Origin of the sequence: Alteriqipengyuania abyssalis, assembly GCF_019857185.1 — a bacterium.
Classification (GTDB): domain Bacteria; phylum Pseudomonadota; class Alphaproteobacteria; order Sphingomonadales; family Sphingomonadaceae; genus Alteriqipengyuania; species Alteriqipengyuania abyssalis.
Genome location: NZ_JAHWXP010000003.1, coordinates 628,262 through 647,583 on the forward strand (window position 1 = coordinate 628,262; position 19,322 = coordinate 647,583).

21 protein-coding genes and 1 tRNA gene are annotated in these 19,322 nt (G+C 59.5%); 3 read left to right on the top strand and 19 right to left on the bottom strand.

Annotated elements, in window-relative coordinates:
- Positions 1–316: 316 nt before the first annotated feature.
- The 15 genes from KYN89_RS12785 to KYN89_RS12855 form a co-directional block, all read right to left on the bottom strand.
- Entirely contained in the window at positions 317–907 is a 591-nt protein-coding gene (locus KYN89_RS12785; RefSeq protein WP_222825405.1) for a hypothetical protein, read from the bottom strand.
- Complete coding sequence (locus KYN89_RS12790; RefSeq protein ID WP_222825406.1) at positions 904–2,100, bottom strand: M48 family metallopeptidase; 1,197 nt, start codon at positions 2,098–2,100, stop codon at positions 904–906. The genes KYN89_RS12785 and KYN89_RS12790 overlap by 4 nt, the downstream gene beginning before the upstream one ends.
- Positions 2,100–2,849: a hypothetical protein gene (locus KYN89_RS12795; protein ID WP_248285214.1), complete on the bottom strand. Its 750-nt coding sequence runs from the start codon at positions 2,847–2,849 to the stop codon at positions 2,100–2,102. Before KYN89_RS12795 ends, KYN89_RS12790 begins: the two co-directional genes overlap by 1 nt.
- A 104-nt stretch (positions 2,850–2,953) precedes the next feature.
- Positions 2,954–3,340, bottom strand: coding sequence for a thermonuclease family protein (locus KYN89_RS12800; protein ID WP_222825408.1), 387 nt, complete (start codon positions 3,338–3,340; stop codon positions 2,954–2,956).
- Positions 3,334–3,768, bottom strand: coding sequence for a DUF6998 domain-containing protein (locus KYN89_RS12805; RefSeq protein WP_222825409.1), 435 nt, complete (start codon positions 3,766–3,768; stop codon positions 3,334–3,336). Before KYN89_RS12805 ends, KYN89_RS12800 begins: the two co-directional genes overlap by 7 nt.
- A 417-nt stretch (positions 3,769–4,185) precedes the next feature.
- Positions 4,186–4,773 carry a hypothetical protein gene (locus KYN89_RS12810; RefSeq protein ID WP_222825410.1) on the bottom strand — a complete coding sequence of 196 codons (588 nt, stop codon included), beginning with the start codon at positions 4,771–4,773 and terminating at the stop codon, positions 4,186–4,188.
- A 973-nt stretch (positions 4,774–5,746) separates the two neighbouring features.
- Positions 5,747–6,763 carry a COG3904 family protein gene (locus tag KYN89_RS12815; RefSeq protein ID WP_222825411.1) on the bottom strand — a complete coding sequence of 339 codons (1,017 nt, stop codon included), beginning with the start codon at positions 6,761–6,763 and terminating at the stop codon, positions 5,747–5,749.
- A gap of 413 nt (positions 6,764–7,176) precedes the next feature.
- Complete coding sequence (locus KYN89_RS12820; protein WP_222825412.1) at positions 7,177–7,755, bottom strand: PIN domain-containing protein; 579 nt, start codon at positions 7,753–7,755, stop codon at positions 7,177–7,179.
- On the bottom strand, positions 7,752–8,204 hold the full coding sequence (locus KYN89_RS15400; protein ID WP_248285215.1) for a helix-turn-helix domain-containing protein: 453 nt from the start codon (positions 8,202–8,204) through the stop codon (positions 7,752–7,754). The genes KYN89_RS12820 and KYN89_RS15400 overlap by 4 nt, the downstream gene beginning before the upstream one ends.
- A gap of 898 nt (positions 8,205–9,102) precedes the next feature.
- Positions 9,103–9,360, bottom strand: coding sequence for a PC4/YdbC family ssDNA-binding protein (locus KYN89_RS12830; protein ID WP_222825413.1), 258 nt, complete (start codon positions 9,358–9,360; stop codon positions 9,103–9,105).
- Entirely contained in the window at positions 9,357–9,737 is a 381-nt protein-coding gene (locus KYN89_RS12835; protein ID WP_222825414.1) for a hypothetical protein, read from the bottom strand. The genes KYN89_RS12830 and KYN89_RS12835 overlap by 4 nt, the downstream gene beginning before the upstream one ends.
- A complete protein-coding gene (locus KYN89_RS12840) occupies positions 9,737–9,928 on the bottom strand; it encodes a helix-turn-helix domain-containing protein (protein WP_222825415.1) in 192 nt (63 codons plus the stop codon). The genes KYN89_RS12835 and KYN89_RS12840 overlap by 1 nt, the downstream gene beginning before the upstream one ends.
- A 137-nt stretch (positions 9,929–10,065) precedes the next feature.
- Positions 10,066–10,857 carry a hypothetical protein gene (locus KYN89_RS12845; RefSeq protein ID WP_222825416.1) on the bottom strand — a complete coding sequence of 264 codons (792 nt, stop codon included), beginning with the start codon at positions 10,855–10,857 and terminating at the stop codon, positions 10,066–10,068.
- Positions 10,854–12,029, bottom strand: coding sequence for a tyrosine-type recombinase/integrase (locus KYN89_RS12850; protein WP_222825417.1), 1,176 nt, complete (start codon positions 12,027–12,029; stop codon positions 10,854–10,856). Before KYN89_RS12850 ends, KYN89_RS12845 begins: the two co-directional genes overlap by 4 nt.
- A gap of 143 nt (positions 12,030–12,172) precedes the next feature.
- Positions 12,173–12,263: transfer RNA gene (locus KYN89_RS12855), tRNA-Ser, on the bottom strand.
- 82 nt (positions 12,264–12,345) lie between these two features.
- On the opposite strand from KYN89_RS12855, the gene KYN89_RS12860 reads away from it, so the two are divergent.
- The 3 genes from KYN89_RS12860 to KYN89_RS12870 all read left to right on the top strand — a co-directional run bounded on the left by KYN89_RS12860 (position 12,346) and on the right by KYN89_RS12870 (position 14,373).
- Positions 12,346–12,750 (top strand): metallopeptidase family protein, encoded by a 405-nt coding sequence (locus tag KYN89_RS12860; protein ID WP_222825418.1) that lies wholly within the window; start codon positions 12,346–12,348, stop codon positions 12,748–12,750.
- A gap of 103 nt (positions 12,751–12,853) precedes the next feature.
- A complete protein-coding gene (locus KYN89_RS12865; protein WP_222825419.1) occupies positions 12,854–13,843 on the top strand; it encodes a peptidylprolyl isomerase in 990 nt (329 codons plus the stop codon).
- Positions 13,840–14,373, top strand: coding sequence for a GNAT family N-acetyltransferase (locus tag KYN89_RS12870; protein WP_222825420.1), 534 nt, complete (start codon positions 13,840–13,842; stop codon positions 14,371–14,373). Before KYN89_RS12865 ends, KYN89_RS12870 begins: the two co-directional genes overlap by 4 nt.
- On the opposite strand, the gene KYN89_RS12875 is transcribed toward KYN89_RS12870, so the two are convergent.
- From KYN89_RS12875 to KYN89_RS12890, 4 genes are all read right to left on the bottom strand, one after another.
- Positions 14,370–14,732 carry a VOC family protein gene (locus KYN89_RS12875; protein WP_222825421.1) on the bottom strand — a complete coding sequence of 121 codons (363 nt, stop codon included), beginning with the start codon at positions 14,730–14,732 and terminating at the stop codon, positions 14,370–14,372. The genes KYN89_RS12870 and KYN89_RS12875 overlap by 4 nt on opposite strands.
- Positions 14,729–16,822 (bottom strand): RelA/SpoT family protein, encoded by a 2,094-nt coding sequence (locus KYN89_RS12880; RefSeq protein ID WP_010236263.1) that lies wholly within the window; start codon positions 16,820–16,822, stop codon positions 14,729–14,731. Before KYN89_RS12880 ends, KYN89_RS12875 begins: the two co-directional genes overlap by 4 nt.
- 59 nt (positions 16,823–16,881) lie before the next feature.
- Positions 16,882–18,792: a M1 family metallopeptidase gene (locus KYN89_RS12885; protein ID WP_222825422.1), complete on the bottom strand. Its 1,911-nt coding sequence runs from the start codon at positions 18,790–18,792 to the stop codon at positions 16,882–16,884.
- A gap of 84 nt (positions 18,793–18,876) precedes the next feature.
- A complete protein-coding gene (locus tag KYN89_RS12890) occupies positions 18,877–19,311 on the bottom strand; it encodes a BLUF domain-containing protein (RefSeq protein WP_222825423.1) in 435 nt (144 codons plus the stop codon).
- Between the last annotated feature and the right edge of the window lie 11 nt (positions 19,312–19,322).

Below are 19,322 nucleotides of genomic sequence, written 5' to 3' on the forward strand. Positions count from 1 at the left end.
CGGAGCGGGCGTGCCCGTATCCGGTTTTAACAAAACATGGGCTGGGGCTCGTAGGCTCCGCAATCATCCGAGCGGTCTGTCGGGGCAGAGTGCGGCCCCCTCTCGCGACTCCGCGTCCCGGCATACGCGGACAAACAGCAGTCCGGGAGAAAATCGGATCGGCCTCAGAAAAGCCAATGGCGGAGCGGGAGTCCGCCTCACATATTCCGTAAGTACCTACATATCATGAAAGATTCTTAGAGGAGAAACATTTTCTCCCACAATTCTTACCACGGAAGCTAAGCGCCATCCGGCGTTTAGCGCGTTGCGCCCCGGGTCAGCTCAGGCGTGCCGAAGCTACCAATTGCTCGAAATGCGGCAAGTCTCGCTCGAAAAAATAGATCGTCGGCGCCTCGAAGGTCATCATGAAGAGCTCGCCGTCGATGATCGTAGCCACAGCCCTCCCTCGTCTGCGAATATCGTCGTTGCCCACAGTTGAAAACGAGACGCTCACACCAGGTTGGCCGAGAAAGGTGGTCGGCGCTACCGAGTCTACCGAGAAAGTCTGATGACCCTTAGCAATCCTCATCGATGAGTTAAGAAAGTCAGGCAGGTCGATCAGCAGCATGTTTCCGGAAAATCTTGGCAACGGGCTGTTTCGCTTATCAACTTCGCGGAAAATGGCGTCGCCGTCTTCGACCTCTGCAAAGAACAGGACATCGTTCAGCAATTCGCCATCCAACGTCCAGCGTTCAGCCTCTTTCCCCGGACGCTCGTTGATCCGGTTCCAGTCGATGGCCGGAACCACGGTCAGATCGGACTTTGCAACTGTGACGGTTTCGCCAGCATCGATAAGTTTATGGGCGGCTGCCGGAACGGTAGGCACCATGAGCAGACCGGACGCGATCAAAAGGAAAGCGCGCATCATTCTTCTCCGACCAACATTTGGAGCATGGGGGCATCTGGTGCGTCTGGCACGCGCTCTAGATAATTCTGCAGGGCAGATCGGCCATCTTCGGCTTTTCCGCTGCGAAGCAAGGCAAGGCCTAATCCTCTCCAGGCCGAAGCGGCTTCTGGATCAAGTTCGAGAGCGTTCTGATAGAAATTCGCCGCACTGACCATGTCACGTGGATTCCCTCGCGCGCGATAGAGTTCACCCTTTGCGTAATATAGGTCAGCGGTGAACTCTTCTCCCCCAAGCCGATCAATCACATAGTCCGTCCCGCCAAAGTCATTCATGGCCAATTCGTCAGCAAGAAAGAGAGGCACCCAGTCTTTCATCGCCTTCCTGTGAGTTGCAAAGCCGTCAAATTCGCCACCGCTCACACGATTGGCCAACGCACTGAGTTTGTCCGCCCGCTCCAAGCTGGTCGGATGGCTCGCGAAAAACGCGACCCCATCGTATCTTTTCGTGCGGCGACCTCGATCTATGGCGGTTTGGTCAGACTCATTCATAACTGACCGCCAGACTTCCGGCGCAGCCGATGGCCGATAGCCAGCATTGGCCATGTAAGCGAAGCCAAGCGTATCAGCGTCGCGTTCTTGGTCCCTTTTGAAGCTGTAGAGCCCGCCAAGGATTGACCATTGAGTGTCATATACGCTTGGCCCAGTGCCACCGTATGAAGCCGCAACCGCTCCCAGTAGCGCAGTCCATGCCATTGCATCACTGCCGCGTCGTGCAGCCTCGAAGCCTCGCAATGTATGTCGTAACTCGAAATGGGCGAATTCGTGTCCGAGGATTGAGGCGAGTTCAGCCTCGCTTCGCACTCGTAGAAGAAGCCCCGAATATACCCTCATCGTTCCGTTGGGCGACATCGAAGCGTTAAATGCAGGCACCCGCAAAATGTATATACGGACACTCTGGCAACGGTCGTCTCCGACAGTCTTACACAGGACCGAACGGACATACTCGTTTAGCGCCGTGTCACGGATGACGAGGTCAGATTGCGCGAGTGCTCGCTCACTTTCGTCATCCATTGCCCAGAGACCGCGCTCGTCCCTATCTTGGGGTTGGTATGCCCCGGACCAGGTCGGTAGTTCGAACTCATTGTCATCGGCCAACGCACTAGTTGCAATCAAACCGGCGGCGGCGAAAATCAGCGGAAGGTGCCAGAAGCGCATCACTGCTCTCCCGACCCATCGGTAACAGGAAGCGGGAAATCTTCGAACAATTGGCGGACGCGCTTCTCCGCACCATCCGCCTCGCGGACATCGCCACCCATCTGAAAGTCGGCATTGATCCAAAGAATGTTGCCGGTCTTCAAATCGATCAATGCAGCGTAGCCAGAATGAACCCCAGAGGTAACGCCCACTCCCACTGTTACTGCTGCCAAGATTTGTAGAGCCTTGCGACCGGTCGAGCCGTAATGGTCTTCCGTGCTGATAAACAGTGCGTAATCGGCTTGATCAGCCCCGGGCAGTTCCGCAACGCCTGGCCCTAGCGACCAATCAAAAACATCTTCGCGGTTGTCCGCTTTCTTCGTTTCCAAACGGTCGCCTCTGAAGAACTGATAGGTGATTATCGAGTTTGAAACCGCGCTGAATAAGGCGAGATACTCGTCAACTAGCCGTGCGTCCTCTCCGATCGGCTCGGGGGCATCGATAAGCGAGCTACCGTAGCGACGCCGCTGCACATCCAATGCACTGCCGATGTTCTCTCTAGCGAGTTCGGTCCAGTCAGCTCGGGGTTCGAACATCCCGCCTGTCGACTGTTCTCCGACCTTGATACGAGGTCGAAAGACAAGGATGCGCGTGTCGGTCCCTAAGGTCGAAAAATCGAAATCGTGCCGGACCGCCCCCCTCTCTTGCGCGCTAACTGGCGATGCAAGCAGCAGCGCCGCCATTCCTAGGAACACGAACAAGCGACTCAACAGCATGAGACCCCCTACCCCATCTGAATTCGAAAGACTTACGGCGGATTCCGCGTAGGTCAACGAGGCAATTTCGCGATGCATCTTCTATAGGTTGGAAACGCTCAGCACCAACCGCGCCTATCCCCCCATCGCCGCGCGAGCCCTTCGTTTACAAGGCTCTCACCTAAAGAAATGCTCGACCGACTGACTGTGGCCAATGTTCGGCCATATCGATCTTTACCATGTGTGGTGAGGGAGAACGCCCCATCGTTTAGCAACTGCACCAGCCGCAGTGTCGCAGCATCGCCAAGCAGGGCCTCTCGTTCGCATTCCGGTTGGCTCACCTCAGGTGCGTCGATGTCAGCAACTCGATATTTTACGCGGTGTAGCCAGAATGTGTCCCCGTCCACTACGCAAGTTACCCGGCGCTCGGAGCCACAAATTGTGAACTGCACTCTTTCAGCGTCGACCTGTATAAAAGCAAGAAGTGCCGCAGCCAAACTTAGCATTGCGCCTCTTGCAAAGCCTTCAGCTTCGTAATTGCTACCATATGCTTATTGTCTCGCCCTGAATAGCGCGCCACAGCCTTTACCTCCGCAAACGAGCCGTAGTAAATTTCTGACCAATCGCCATCGGTCTCGACTTTCACAACCAGGAGAAGGTCAGCCTCGCCTCTGAAACCGATTTGGCTTGCCGCGTGATTAGCTTTGATTTGGACCGTCTGCCCATCCGGCGTCGTGGCATCGAAGCCGTCCGACCCGGCTGGCGCTTTGGCGAGGCCGTAAGCTTCAATGGCCACGTATTCTCCGTAGTCGCCCAGCAAGTTACCCAGACCTGCCCAGCGGAACTCTGGCGCGAGAGAACGTAAAGCGTTCTGCGCTGAGAACAGAGTCGCCATGATATGCTTCACGGCCTGAAGATCTGAACCTACCGCCATTTTCCCCTCATTATCGTCGCTCGGATCTGTACGCAGGCGACACAAGGCCATCCGCCAATTCGGCCTCGGGAAAAGCTTTCACGAATGCCAGAGCTACTCGTATGTCACGGAAATAGAACGCCGCCGTGTGGCAAGCCAGGCCTGGCTGACTATGGCAAGCATGGTTGCGAGGTCCGACTGTCTCATTAAGCCAACCCTGCATTGAGCCGAGCGACTTGCCCAACCCATCGGGCGGTACTCGCACCTTCACGCGAATTGGAAAAGCGAGGTCGTCGCGTTTCGCCTGTCGAATCGAATGAGCCGTCATGAGCGGAACATGGCGGGAACATTCAACACGGACAATCCCTCGCGCGCGCGGGCGAAAAAATGGTTTAGCGAAAGCGACGCGTTTCGCCGCCGGTGTACGGACTTGTAGCCTCAGAGATTTGACCACCCCTCCCCCGGCTCACCCTTAAACCGGGTCAGCATTCCCGCCATCTCAAGCGAGCATTGTTCATCTAGCTCCCAAAATGTTTCCATGTGGCGCTCATAGGTGCGGTGCCACATGCCTTTCGGTCTGGTCGGCACATTCCCCCAGCCGAGCTCACAACCTAGCTTCTTCTGAAGTCTGAAAAGCCGCTCAAAGGGCTTGTCTCTCGCCGCGTCCCGCTGCGACTGATAACCCAGCCGCCAAGCCCGGCGACAAGCAAACCGATCACCCCCTGGTGGAAGGTAGAGCTTGCCCACACGGATATGCCGATAAGGGCAAATCATCCACCATCGCTTGCCGCCATAATTGGGCTCAGTGAAGATGAGGCGGATTGTTTGATTGACACGCTCAGTATCCTCACCGCTGCCCCGCGAATAATCCAGCGTCAGCCGCTCGCTCCCCGGCGCATCCATAGATGCCCGATAGCCAATGGAACCGCTCGGAGAACCGTTGCAAGTCCAGCTGAGAGTGCCTTGTCTATAATCGCCCTCTCGCGCCAAGCCCCGGCGCATCATCCACACCAGATCGATCCGCAAGCATTGCTCAGCAATCGGCCTCCCGCCGTAGCGCCCAGAACCAAAACCGCCCATAGCGAAACACTAGCAGCAGACGATTCGACCTGCTAATATTTTCCTAAATCATTAGTAGAATTTGCGACGATGTGATGCGGCGAAATTAGGGACCTACTAGCGCCTATCGCGAGGTCGTCTACCAATTACTAGCTTGATCTCAAACTCTTCAATTTGGGAGTAAATTACGTGCGAGACACAGAGCGCCCCCCCCCCACCAAGTTCAATTTGAACCCGAGAAAAAATCGTCGTCCGTTGGGTGAGCCAACCGCGAAGGTTATGTCCGCAATTATAGTGTCCGCTGGAATCGTCGGCGCATCACTCATTATTCGGTTAGAAGACCCTGCGCCTCGATACCAACTCGTCAATGTAGGCGGTGGAGATACGCATCGAATTGATCGTGAAACAGGGACGGTTTCCTTGTGCTTCACGGGTGGGTGTGTGGAGCTTCAAGAATTTAATGAAGGAGAATTGGTCGAGGGGAATATAATATGGGACGCCGAGGACTGAATTGCTCGATGATCAGTTTTAGTGAGATTTTGAGTTATCCTCGCCGCTTACCGGTTATCGCTTCGCCATCGCAGAGCGAGTTGACCCCAACGCCTCGCGTGTCTCTCGCTTTGCTGCCTTGAGGATATAGCGAACCATTTTCTCGGCATTCGGATGAAATTGTCTTATTGCCCTTGAGCTGAGAAAGCCGCCCGCCGAATACCGTTACCCTGCTCACACCGGCGCGGTAAGTGCCCCCAGCCGCCACAATCCATCCCCGCGTGCGGTTCTTAGGGCTCAGCCCGGCTGGCAATTGCATCACGATATGCACGTGCTCGCCCTCGCCGCTCGCAGGTTTCGCACTTTCCTAGTTCCAACATTGAATGCACCAAATTGCCTCGCTTGGTCCAAGTCCGGCTATTGAAATCGAGCAATGAGTTGCACTCACCGATCAACGGCACGATCGACGCATATGTGGCGCAACTTCCTCGAGATTTGATGTCGGAATCCGGTATGTCCAGCCGCCGAATTCTTCCAAAAAAGCATGAGGAAGATCGACATCAAGTACCAATCGATTGTTTGACGCTTCGGCCATCGAAATAGCCCGATGTACTGGTGCGAGGCTTACAAGAATTAGCCCATCATCCGAGGTCACATCCACGACTTGCAAATCGTATCGGATGCTAGTCCCATCAATCTCAAGTGCCACGCCCCTGATCGATTTAGCTACTTCCTCGATCCTTCGGGTGCGGACCTGAAAGCCGACATGCATCAATCCGCAATCGAGAATAACGACAAGCCCCCGACCGTTCGCTTGCTCCTGAACCGTCTTCGCAATCAATCGGTCGTCTAATGGCTCCAAGGACCATTTACTTGGCTCAAAGCTCGCTCGATATGTAAGTAAATTTACGCTCTCTAGCTCTAGTCGGTCTAGCCATGCCATTTCATCAGGCTTGGTTGCTGAAGCCAAGGCAAGCACCACCGGATCAACACCCATCGACATCGTATAAGACTGGAGCAATGCCACTAGGCTCTGGGTTTCAGACGTCGTAGCACTCGTCTGGCTAATATCGTCAGCTTCCGGAGCGAACTGGTGAACTCCGATGAGGCTTCCATCCTCCATTTCACGCGTCACTCCGCCCATCAGCACAAACACGCAAGCGCTCGCGCAGACGCCCTCTCGCGCAAGCTCTATGTTATCGTAGATCCCGTATGGCTCCTCTTCACTCTTGTAGGTCTCGGATACGATAACGTCGAATTCTCGATCACGGATCAATTGCCCCAATTCGAGAGCAGCAGCCAAATTTCCACCCGGAGAATTAATCCGGATAAGGTTTAGATAGTCGATTTGCTCTGCTTCAATGAAGGCAAGCAACGCAGCTGCGTCGCCTTCTTCAATCGTGCCTTCTGCCGCGATCCAAGCGCAAGTTGAGCAATTGCCGCCTTGATGGGCAAAGCTGAACTCCAAGGCGTGAAGCGGGGCCGACCAAGTGGCTAACATACCAAATAGAAGCCAAAGTAGCCTAACTGCCATTGCACCACCTTATCACGGAAGAGTGCCGACTTTAGAAAAAACGCGCTCTCGCGCAACGCAAACCAGGCAAGGCTCGAGCGACCGCTGATGCTTACGAACTCAAATTCTGCGTTCGCCCGCATCGCTTGCCCATAATTCGCCCGGAGCAGCCCGCACGTGTCAGTGACAATCCCTGGCGCATCATCCACGCTAGGTCGATCCGCAAGCAATGCTCAGAAATCGGCCTTCCGCCGTAGCGCCCAGAACCAGAGCCATCCATCTTTAGAACCTACGGAATGGCTGGAATCACAGCCAGTGATTTTCCTAGATTATTAGGGAAATCCGACCATCTGAACGGCCACGAACGGTTACAAACTCTCTATATGCGGCTTGAGCATGGCAGCGAGTTTGGGCAAGCCATTTGTCTGCAGGTGAAGAATGAAGCCATCGGGTTGATATGGTGGATTTGTGTAAGCCCTACGCATTCGCCGCATCGCTTTGAGCGCCTCTGCCTCATAGAGCTCAAACGTGCTAGCTAGGAAATCATCTGCCGAGACAGCACTGAGGCCGTATTCTTCTAACGTTTCGAGTGGGAAATCTTTCAGATTATCTGTGACAATTTGCTCAGCTCCCACGACAATCGCGGTTGCAAGCACGTGTCTGTCACCGGGGTCTGGTAGGACCAAACCTTCGACTAGGTCCTGGCCACCGTCCACACAGGCTTCGGGAAATGCCTCCGCCATCGCTGCAATCTGGGATTCGACACTTTCCCGTAAATCAGGCTTCAGTTTGAGCAGATTGCGCGTCCATTCATCAAGTATTTCGCTTGACCAGCGCGCTCGAAACAGCCCCGCCTCGGCGAACCGAAGCAGGGCGTCTCGCTTTGTAAATGGGAATAGAACGTTCGCGTCTAGAACGACCACAAACCTGTCAGCGATGTGGCTCAAGCTGCATCTGCCTCCTGTCCCAGTTGCTGCATTCGATCCAAGGCCGAGGAGCGCGCTGTGTCTCGCTTTCTCTTGTAAGCAAGAACATCCTCAGATTTGACCCGCCGATGCGATCCAACTTTGTGGAAGTCGATTTCCTGGTCATTCAAAAGCTTGATCAAATGTGGTCGCGAGACGTTAAGAAGGTCAGCTGCCTGATTTGTGGTCAATTCAGCGCCGTAAGGTACGAATGTAACCATCTCCTCTCGCGACACATGAGCGAGCAAGTCTAGCACCAGCTGACCTAGAGCCTTTGGAAGCTCGATCCTCGTCGTCTCTCCATTCGAAGTGACTTGGATGGGCAAAGCGCCTGCAGGAGTGAGCGCCGAGGCGAGAGCTTCAAGAGCCTCACCCGCCTTTTGCGCCTCATCCTCGGTAGGGGGACGCATCGCTTCTGCTTGATTAGACATATTTGCTCTCCGTGGTGGCCAATCGTGATCCATATATAGCCAATCTGGATAAGTGCAATATGTGAAATAAGTGCATTAAACGTAAACGGGTGTCAGATGTCCATTAACGCGGCTGCAGATTTTGCGTCCGCCCGCATCGCTTCCCAATTATCGCACCGCCTTCGCCAGAGCGCGGCAATCCCAGCCGCTCACCCGCCTCAGTCTTCCCTGCCTTAAGGATATAGCGAACCACGTTCTCGGCATTCGTGTGCGATCGTCTATTCCCCTCTGCTTTAGAAAGCCGACCGCCTATCACAGTCACCTTGCTCACACCGGCACGGTAAGTGCCGCCAGCCGTCACAATCCATCGCCGCGTCCGGTTTCTGAGGCATATCTCGGCTGGCAGGTGCATAAGGATATGAACGTGCTCGCCCTTGCCGCTCGCGCGTTCCCTAACCCAAATTGCGGAGAGGCTCCCGCCCTCCCTTCGCGCCTGCTTGCTGACAAGGTCTAAAAGCTTGCCGACAAACCTAGCGCCGTCGCTCGGCTCAATATCGGCTAGCCCATAGTGGACAGCCCAGTGCCGCTGAAAAACTCGCCCGGTCTCAAAGGCGTAAGCGGCTGCCCCCATCAGCATCGCAAGCTGACGATTGGAGAGGAAATCGCTAACCCGATCCGCACGGTTACGAGCGCCGCCCCACGTGCCATTCCCGGCCTGTCTCGGCTGACCAAGGTCGCAACTTAGAGTATCACTATAGTTTGCAATCGCCGTGCCAAAGTCGTCTGCTCGTCCGTTATCCGCCGCTATCAAACGGTTTGCCCCAGCGTGCAGGAAGGCGTTCTCTGCCATGACGGTGAAGTTTCAAGATTTGGCAAACGGGGCGCGTTCACCCAGCTGGGCCGACGCACCCCGCTCGATTTAGCTCTCAGAGCCCGTTTCGGGCACGCCGAGAGCTTTTTCTTCCGCATAGGCGGTGAGGGCCCGCGCGAGGTCCGCGACTGCATCGATCGGCATGGTGACGCCCTTGCTCGTCGCGGTGTCACCATGCTGTCCTGCCCAGAGGCGAAGCTCGAAGAAGTCGCGCCCCTTGAACTCGCGCTCACCGGCGACCAGCCGCCCTTCGCGCTTTTGCAGTTCCCAGACGACGGGAGCGGTAAAACCGGGAAGCTCGCTCATGCCGCCTCCCTGTTTTCGCCCTGTTCAATCACGCTACCGATGGTCGAGAGGCGATAGCGCGCGTGGCGATATTCACCTTCAATTTCGGTGCTGATTGCCAGCCTATCTTCGCGCATCGCGTGGATCGTACCACCAAGCCGGGTGTGCCAGGGGAGCGTATCCCACTGGGTCAGACCATCGCGCTTGGTTGCCAGCAAGAAGAGAACCCGCGCCCGCTTGCCGCGATAGCGCCAGACGCGCCCTTCGGAAGAGCGGAAGGCCACTTGCGGCTTGTCATGGGAACCTTTGTCGGCGATATGCGGGTTGTCGATTGCTACCACGCTTTTCGGCTGGCCCTTGGACGTTGCCGCGTCCGGGGCCTTTACTTTGTCTGCCATCAGGCCGCCTCCCCCTGATAGTCGGGAAGCGCATTCGCCCAAGCCATCGCATCGGCGCGAGCAATCCGCGTTGCCACTCCGAACTTACGAATTTTCAGGCGACCGGCATTCACCTCGCGATAGAAAGAGGTCTTGCCGATAGAGAAGCGGTCGCAAAATTCCGCGACCGTAAGCAATTCAGGAAGGTCCATTTGTCTTAGTCCTAGCTGCGCACGGAAAACCTCCGTGCCGGACCCGGCGAATGCCGTGGTGCTGCTAGGGATAATTGCGACGGGTGCGAAACGCTGTCAGATAGTTTGAACCTCGGCGGCACGAGAATGCCCGACGCTTACCAATTCTGGTACGCTTCCCACAAAACGGCCTGCCGATCAGGAGTCTCCCTCTCTTGCATTCGAACGAATGCACAAGCCTGATAGAACCGCTGCCAATCATTTGCTTGCTCGATTGGAACGTGCGCCGATCCACCATCCGGCTTTGGCGCAAGACCAAATTCGCGATGAAAAATCGTGAGTAATCTAGTAGCCAAATCAATTCGGGAATTGCGGAGCGTCTTTTCTCGCCACCGTGGCGCTTGATGGTGCTCAGAGAGCCAGGCGGAAACGATTTTGTGCGATTTAATTAAAGCGTCCAGCATACGAATGTTGTCGTTCGTAGCCGCCTTCGACAGCATTGCTGCGACGGAAAAATCGATACTGTGATTAAATTCAAAAAAAGTAGGACGCAGCGCCTCGAGTTTTCCAATGCAAGCATCAACCTCGCGCCTCAACTCGGCATACCCCTTTCGAACGTCCGGCACATCGAATTGCACGAAAATCAAGTCCAACTCGAAGAGGAAATTGCTCCAGCCGGACACGGGCTCAAGCTCGAAATTGAAATCACGGAAAGTTTCTCGAATGGCGGCGTGCCTAACCTCGCTGGTGGCCATCCACCCGATATGCTCAGCCCCTCGGAGCATTTCGATGTTCTGCGGTCTGAGGGCATCAGCGTAGGCATCGACATATTCGCGCGGGGTGAGGTCTCCTAAATCTTCCCGGCTAAGAAACGCCTCGACGCGCTGATTGTGCTTCTGTTGTCGCGATTGCCATTCGTCATTTTGTTCCGGAAGGTTCTCATCCTTCAAGTTGCCAACCGAACGACGTTCCCGCCGCTCGCTCCCTCACAGTAGGCGGCCCATGCAGCCATAAGCTCGCGCCGCTTTTCCAGCATTGATCCACGCTGATAGGCTGCAACCGTCTTATCGCCAACGACATGGGCCAGCGCGGCCTCTGCTAGCTCGGCTGGCCAATGCGTCTGCTCGGCAACCCAATCGCGGAACGTGCTGCGAAAGCCATGTGGCACCTCATCGCGGCCCATGTCGCGCATCACCTTTGTGAGCGTCATATCGCTTAGAGGCTTGCCTCGTCGCTGCCCCGGAAAAACCAAATCGCTATCGCCGCGCCTATGCGCCTTCACTCGCTCGAATAGGGCAACCGCTTCTGGCGATAGTGGCACAACATGCTCACGCCCTGCCTTCATGCGCTCGGCTGGGATTGCCCAAGTCGCCGCGTCGAGGTCTATCTCACTCCATTCGGCCAGCCGCACTTCGCCAGAGCGCGCTGCGGTGAGGATGACAGCCTCCAGCGCTAGCCTCCCCATGCTTTCGCCTTCCCGTAATTTTCCCATAAATTCGGGAAGCTCGGAATAGGGCAATGCCTTGTGGTGTTTCGGCTGAGCGCGCTGTTTGGGTAGGGCTTTGTCTATCACCGGCAACGCAAGGCCGCTATCGCGGTAGCCCTTAGCAACCGCCCAATCGATCACCGTGTTGATGCGCTGGCGCAACCGGCGAGCGGTCTCGGGCTTCTCCAGCCAAATCGCAACAAGAGCATCGCGTACCGCCGCAGCGTCCACGCTAGCAACAGATCGATTGCCGAACGCGGGGAATGCGTAGGCCTCTAGCGTAGTGATCCATTGCCGCGCGTGTTTCGGGTTTTTCCAGCTGGGCGCGTTCTCGGCATGCACCAATCTGGCCGCTTCCGAGAATGTGGGAATGCCCGCCGCCTTCTGGCGCTCGGCAACCGGATCAATGCCTACCTCGATTTGCGAGCGAACTTCCGCCGCTCGCTCTCGTGCCAATTTCAGCGAAACTTTTTTGGCGCTCCCCAGCCCAATGTCGCGCCGCCGCCCGTCTTTCTGGACCCGAACTATCCAGCTCTTGCCGCCGCGCTTTCCAATCAGGAGGAAAAGCCCGTCCCCATCGCCATACCGTCCTGGCTCGCTCGCGGCCTTCACCGCCGTCGCCGTAAGGCTCCCCATTGCCGAATACTCCCACGCTTTCTCCCACACGATAGCGCGAGCGGCTGGGAACGGCAAGGTCCGCGCCGGAACCGCAGAGGCGCATCAAGCCTCAGGTTTTGTCAGGTTTCACGAAAGCTAGGGAATGGCCACGAAAGGGCGATTGGCGGAGCGGGAGGGATTCGAACCCTCGATACGGGGTTACCGTATACACACTTTCCAGGCGTGCGCCTTCGACCACTCGGCCACCGCTCCGCATCGCCCGTTCGGGAAGGGTGCGCACCTAGCTGCGTTCCGTGCGCTTCGCAAGACGCGGAAGCTCCGCTAGGCACCTGGCATGAGAGAATTCGGACTTCCCGTGACGCTTGACGAGATGGAAGCGCTTGGCCGGGCGGCGATCGCTGCGCTTCCGCAGGCTTTTGCCGAGCAACTGGGCGATGTCGTGTTCGCGGTGGAGGACTTCGCCGACGAGGAGACCTTGCACGAGCTGGGAATGGAAAATCCCTTCGAACTGACCGGTGTCTACGAGGGTCACGCCCTGACCGAGCGCAGCATCGAGATGTCGGGCCAGCTCCCCACCCGCATCCGCCTGTTCCGCCGCCCGATTCTCGACGAATGGGCAGAGCGCGGCGATGAGGCGCTGGAGCACCTGGTGCGGCATGTCGTAATCCACGAGATCGGCCATCACTTCGGCCTCTCGGACGAGGACATGCATGCGCTGGAAGATATGGCGGACCGCTAAATTTGCGTTCGGCATTGCGGGGAGCATCGTGAGGACGCAATCTGGGGCAGCGATGCGCTCCGCTCCGGATTGTGTCGCACTGCTCGCCATGAGGGGGAAGCCAATGCGTATTCTTTTTGCCGCCACCTGTGCTCTCGCGCTCGCCACTGCCGCGTTCGCGCAAGAAGTCGAGGCGCCCCCGCCTTCGCCGAGCGAGATCGTAAGCTTGGCGCCCACCGATGACTGGATCGCGATCGATCCGGAGAACCTGGTGGTGATGACGCTGCCCCCGCTGGAGGATGGCACCGAACGGAAGGTGGTGATGCAACTGATCGGCGCGCCGTTCAGCCAGGGCTGGGTCGCGAACATCCGTACCCTCGCCCGCGCGAAGTACTGGGACGGCAGCCAGATCTTGCGCGTGCAGGACAATTACGTGGTCCAGTGGGGCCAGCCCGACCCGGAAATGGGGGTCGAGCCCAAGCCCGTGCCCGAGGGGCTGAAGGTGATGACCGAGGGCGAGTACACCGCCGGATCGCCCAACTGGCTCACAGGACCGGTGCTGCAGGCCAAGCGCCAGCCGCAGGTGTTCGAGGACTGGCCCGCCCCGATGATGACCGACGCCTACGCCGATTTCGCAAGCTTCCGTGACGGCTGGCCGATTGCCGGCGTGCAGGGGATGCATCTGGCACGCCAGTGGCCGGTCCACTGCTACGGCATGGTCGGCGTGGGTCGCAACATGTCGCCCGATACTGGCGACGGATCGCAGCTCTACACCGTGATCGGCCACGCGCCGCGCCATCTCGACCGCAATATCGCGGTCGTGGGCCGGATCGTGGAAGGGATCGAGCACCTCTCCAGCCTGCCGCGCGGCACAGGCCCGCTCGGCTTCTACGAGGACGAGAGCAAGCGCGTGCCGATCGTGTCGGTCCGCATGGCAGCCGATATGCCCGAGAGCGAGCGGCCCCGCTTCGAATACCTCTCCACCGCGAGCGAGAGCTTCGCGCGCTATGCCGATGCGCGCGCCAACCGGCGCGATCCGTTCTTCATCCAGCCTGCCGGCGGGGCGGACGTCTGCAATATCCCGGTGCCCGTGCGCAGGACAGACGCGGAGTGAGCACATTTGCGCTGCGCACTGCCGATGCTGGCGATGCCGGAGCGATCGCGGCGCTCCACACCGCCAACTGGCGCAGCGCCTATGCCGACATCCTCGACCCGGCCTATCTCGCCGGGCCGGTGGAGGAAGATCGACGCGCGGTGTGGCATGAGCGTCTGACCGCCGGGCCGGACGACCTCGAGGTGGTCGTCGCCGAAAGCGAACAGGGGATCATCGGCTTCGCCAGCCTGTTCCACGAGCGCGAGCCCGACTGGGGCAGCTTCGTCGACAACCTGCACAGCGCCGCATCGGTGCGCGGACAGGGTGTGGGCAAGGCGCTGCTGACCGAGGCGGCACGGCGGGTCGCCGCGCGCGATCGGCACAAAGGGCTCTACCTGTGGGTGTTCGAACGCAACGAAGCTGCGGTCGGCTTCTACCGCGCGCTCGGCGGGGAGATCGCCGAGCGGATCATGTCCGACTGGGACAAGGCGCCCGACGAAGTGCGCTATCGCATGCACTGGCCTCGGGCCGCGGACCTCGCCAACCGCTAGACCTTCTGCATGAATTCCAGCCGGTTGCCGAAAGGGTCGGCGGTGAAGAAACGGCGGTAGCCTGCCACGGCCTTATCGTCGCGACAGGCCACACCGGCCTGTTCCAGCCGCTCGCGCAGGGCATCCAGATCGCTGATGAGGAACGCCGGATGCGCTTTTGTCGCTGGGGTAAAATCGGGGTCGATACCCACATGCAGCGCGACCTCGCCGGCCGCGAACCAGCAGCCCTGCGGCGAGAGCGTGTCGGGCTTGGGCACCTCGCGCATGCCGATCAGATCGACGAAGAAGCCGCGCATCCGATCCTCGCCGCCTTCGGGAATGGCGAGCTGGACATGATCATAGGCCAGCAGCCCGGTCATATCCGGTCCGCCTGCGCCACCGCATCGCTCGCCCGCAGCGCGCTGAGGATGCGGGTGAGGTGGGCGAGATCCTGCACTTCGATATCGATCTCGTAGGTCGCGAAGGGGTCTTCGATCCGCACCTTGTCGAGGCTGCGGACATCGGCATTGTTGCGCGCGACGATATTGGCCATCTCGGCGATCGTTCCGCGCCGGTCGTACAGCGTGACCGACAGCCGCCCGGTCGCAAGGCCAGAGCGATTGCCCCAGTCGAGATCGAGCCAGTCGTTGTCGATCCCGCTGGCAAGGCTGAGGCACTGGATATTGTGCACCTCCACACTCTCCCCCTTGCGCCGCAGCCCGACGATCCGGTCGCCGGGCACCGGATGGCAGCACTGGGCGAGCGTGTAGGCATTGCCGGGTTTGAGCCCGCGGATGGAGAGCGCCTGCTTCTTGTGCCGCCCCCAGTCGGGGTCGTCTTCGAAATCGGCGGTGCTACCGGGGACCAGCGCCTCCATCACCTCGTGATCGGTGATCTGCGCCGCCCCGATGGCGTACATCAGGTCTTCCTCTTCCTCCATGCCGAGGCGTTTCAGCGCCTCGCGCAGCGCCTTCTTGCCGACCTTGGCCGGGGTACGCGCGGCGATCTGGTCGTAGAGTTTGGAGCCCAGTTCGGCGACGTCTTCGCGTTCCTTGTTGCGCACCGCCCGGCGGATCGCGGCGCGCGCCTTGCCCGTCACCACGAAGCCCAGCCAGGATAGCTGCGGCTCCGCCTCGCTGCCCTTGATGATCTCCACCACGTCGCCGTTCGCCAGCGGGGTGCGCAGCGGCATGTGCCGCCCGTTGATCTTCGCGCCGACCGTCTGCGCGCCCAGATCGGTGTGCACGGCGAACGCGAAATCGACCGGGGTCGCGCCCTTGGGCAACTGGAACAGCGCCCCCTTGGGCGTGAAGGCGAAGATGCGGTCCTGATAGATTGCCAGCCGCGTATGTTCGAGCAGCTCGTCGGGGTCGTGGCTGGCGTCGACGATCTCGATCAGGTCGCGCAGCCAGCCGACCTGCCCGTCGGGCCGGTCGTGCTGCTTGTACGCCCAGTGCGCCGCGAGCCCGAACTCATTGGTCCGGTGCATCTCCTGCGTGCGGATCTGCACCTCCACCCGCATCGAATTCTCGTAGATCAGCGAGGTGTGCAGGCTGCGATAGCCGTTGCTCTTGGGGGTGGAGATGTAATCCTTGAACTTGCCGGGAATGAACTGCCACACCGTGTGCAGCACGCCCATCGCGCGGTAGCAGTCCTCGACGCTTTCGGTGATCACGCGAAACGCGAAAATGTCGGTCACCTGATCGAAGGGCAGATGCCTCTCGGCCATCTTCTTCCAGATCGAATAGGGGTGCTTCTCGCGCCCCGACACCTCGACGCTCAGCCCCGCCTCGGCCAGCGCCTGCTTGATAGCGAGCGCGATCGCATCGACCTGCCCGCTGTCCTGGCTGCGGATTTCCGCAAGCCGTCCGGTGATCGTGGCGTACGCTTCCGGCTCCAGCTGCTCGAACGCGAGCGCCTGCATCTCGCGCATGTATTCGTACATGCCCACGCGCTCTGCCAGCGGGGCGTAGATATCCATCGTCTCGCGCGCGATCCGGCGGCGCTTGTCCTCGTTCTTGATGAAGTGGAGCGTGCGCATGTTGTGCAGCCGGTCGCCCAGCTTGACCAGCAGCACGCGAATATCCTCGCTCATCGCGAGCAGGAACTTGCGCAGGTTCTCTGCCGCGCGCTCGTTCTCGGGCAACTGCTCGATCTTGGAGAGCTTGGTCACGCCATCGACCAGCCGCGCGATCTCGGGGCCGAAATTGGCCTCGATATCCTCGATCGTCGCCAGCGTATCCTCGACCGTATCGTGCAGCAGCGCGGTGGCGATGGTCTGCTGGTCGAGGCGCAGGTCGGTCATCAGCCCGGCGACCTCTACCGGGTGACTGAAATAGGGGTCCCCGCTCGCGCGCTTCTGCGTCCCGTGCTTCTGCACGGTGTACACATAGGCGCGGTTGAGCATCGCCTCGTCGGCGTCCGGGTCATAGGCCTTGACCCTTTCAACAAGTTCGTACTGGCGCAGCATTTCACCCGCAAATGTGCGGTGCAGCGCACATTATTGCAACGCGCAAAATCGCCGCTTGGTTAATCGGCTGCCATCAGCCGGTCGACACCGGCCCGCGTCACCGCGTGATAGCCGTCGCGCGTTTCGGCATAGATGCGTTTAGCGATAGGCCGCCCCCAGTCGCCTTGGTCCCACAGCACCGCGAACAGCGGGCGGACGAACTTGGCCCGGCCGATCTCGCTCAGGAAGACCTCGGCCTGCGGCACGGCAGGTTCGTACCGGTTGGCGAGCGCGAGTTCGAGCCACAGGAACAGCACTTCGTTGTTGCCCGTCTCCGACAGGCCCAGCGTATCATTGAGCGCGGCAAGTTGCGCAGCAGTGCGCTCCTTGGGAATATTGTCGAGGAAGCGCATCTGCTCCGCGGCAGTCCAGCCACTCCAGCCGGTGGGGATGGTGCCATTGTCGGCATAGGCGGTCACCGCCGTATCGACCGTAGCAAAGGCCTGCGGATCGGGCTTGGCCACATTGCTCGGCAGGCCGGGCTCGAAAATCCATTCGCGCAGCTTCAACTGCTTCGCTTCGGCGGGCGAGGTGACGAGGTTCGCCAGCATGTCGTCGTAGATCATCTGGCTGGTCGCTGGCTGGAACGCATGGTTGTCGAACCACTGGCGCAGCCACGCGTCGAAACGCTCGCGGCCAACCGCGCGCTCTACCGTGCGCAGGAAGAAATGCCCCTTGTCGTAGGCGATCGCGCTGCCGATCAGCTCACCATCGCCTTCGTTGTGGAGCGCGGTGCCCGGCGCATCATTGCCGACCTCGTTCAAGGTCTCGATAATGTTGGCATAGGAGAGCGCGGCCTCCTGTTCGGCACGGCTCTTGCCGTAGACCTTCTCGACGATGCGGTTCTCAAAGTAGGAGGTGACGCCTTCGTTGAGCCAGCCGTCGCCCCACACCGCGTTGGTGACGAGGTTGCCCGACCAGCTGTGCGCCAGCTCGTGAGCGACCAGCCCGTTGTTCGACCGGTCGCCCGCGATGAAAGTCGGCGTGAGGAAGGTCATCACCGGGTTTTCCATGCCCCCGTAGGGGAACGAGGGCGGCAGCACGATCATGTCGTAGCGGCCCCAGCGATAATCGCCGTAGAGTTCCTCTGCCGCTTCGACGAGCTGTTCGGTATCCGCCACCTCGTTATACGCCCGGTCGAGCGTTGCCGGTTCGGCCCACACGCCGGTGCGGGGGCCGGTGGCGCGGAAATCGATGTCGCCGGCAGCAATCGCGATCAGATAGGGCGGCACAGGCTTGTCCATCACAAAGCGGAAGGCGCGGCGGCCGTTGCCGACATCTTCGGGCTCGCCCTGCCGCACGCCGCTCATCACCACATCCAATGGCTTGGGCGCGGTGATGCGCGCCTCCCAGGTCTGGCGGATGCCAGGGCTGTCCTGCGTCGGAATCCACGTGCGGTTGAGGATCGCCTGCCCCTGGCTGAACAGGTACGGGTACTCGCCCCCGGCGGTCTGTTCGGGGGTCAGCCATTGCAGCGCGTCGGCATCGGGCGCGCTGCGATAGGCGATGCGCAGCTGGCGCGCGCCGTTCAGCTGGATGGTCAGCGGGGCCCCCTTGCCCTCCTCTGCCTCACCGATCGTGAACGGGAGCGAATTGCCCTGCCCGTCGGTCACCCGGTCGATCCGCAATCCGTTGCTGTCGAGCACGATCTGCTTGGCATCGTCCTTGGCGAGAATGTTCAGCACCGCACCGCCGCCGATCATCTTGGCGTCGAAATCCAGATCGAGGTCCAGCGCCACATGCGTGACCCGCGCGACCTGCGGCTGCGCATAGGTCTGGTCGTCCACCGCATCGGGCGTTGTCAGGATCGGGGAGACCATCGCCTTTTGTATCGGCACGCCCGGTTGGGAAGCCGGTGCCGTCTCCCCGTCGATCGTGCTGCACCCGGTCGCAAGGACGGCACAGGCTGCGATTGCGGCAAGACGATACATGGAGTTCTCCGAAAGACGTGTTTTGGGGTGCGTTAAACGCTCCCGTGCAAATCACGCCTGAACGATATTCGCAACCCTGTGCAATCAGGCGGTAAGCACGGCCCGATCTTGCAGAGCGAGCAGCTGGCGCATCCGCGCGATCGCTTCGCGCGCGTTGAGCGTGGCGAGGACACGCACTTCGGACAGAGCTTCGCGCTGGCCGATCGTCGCATCCTCTTCCACCAGGCTGGCCATCGCCCACTCGGAGAACAGGCGCGAAGGCGCCGTGTGGTAGTCGAGTAACTTCAGTTCGCGATGCCGGAAGTCGCAGCAAATCCGCTCGAACGTCTCTTCCACCTGCTTCAGGTTTCCTTCCAGCACCTGAATGAAATGCCCATCGATATAGGCAAGCGTCCCGGTGAGCTCCGATGCTGAATTGCGGACGGCGCTGGCCTGCGCGATCTCGCGGGCGATCGCGGCCCCGCGCGAGGCGTGCTCGTCTGCGATGCGGCTCGAATAGAACAGGCGCTGGACGGTCATCTCGCGTTCTC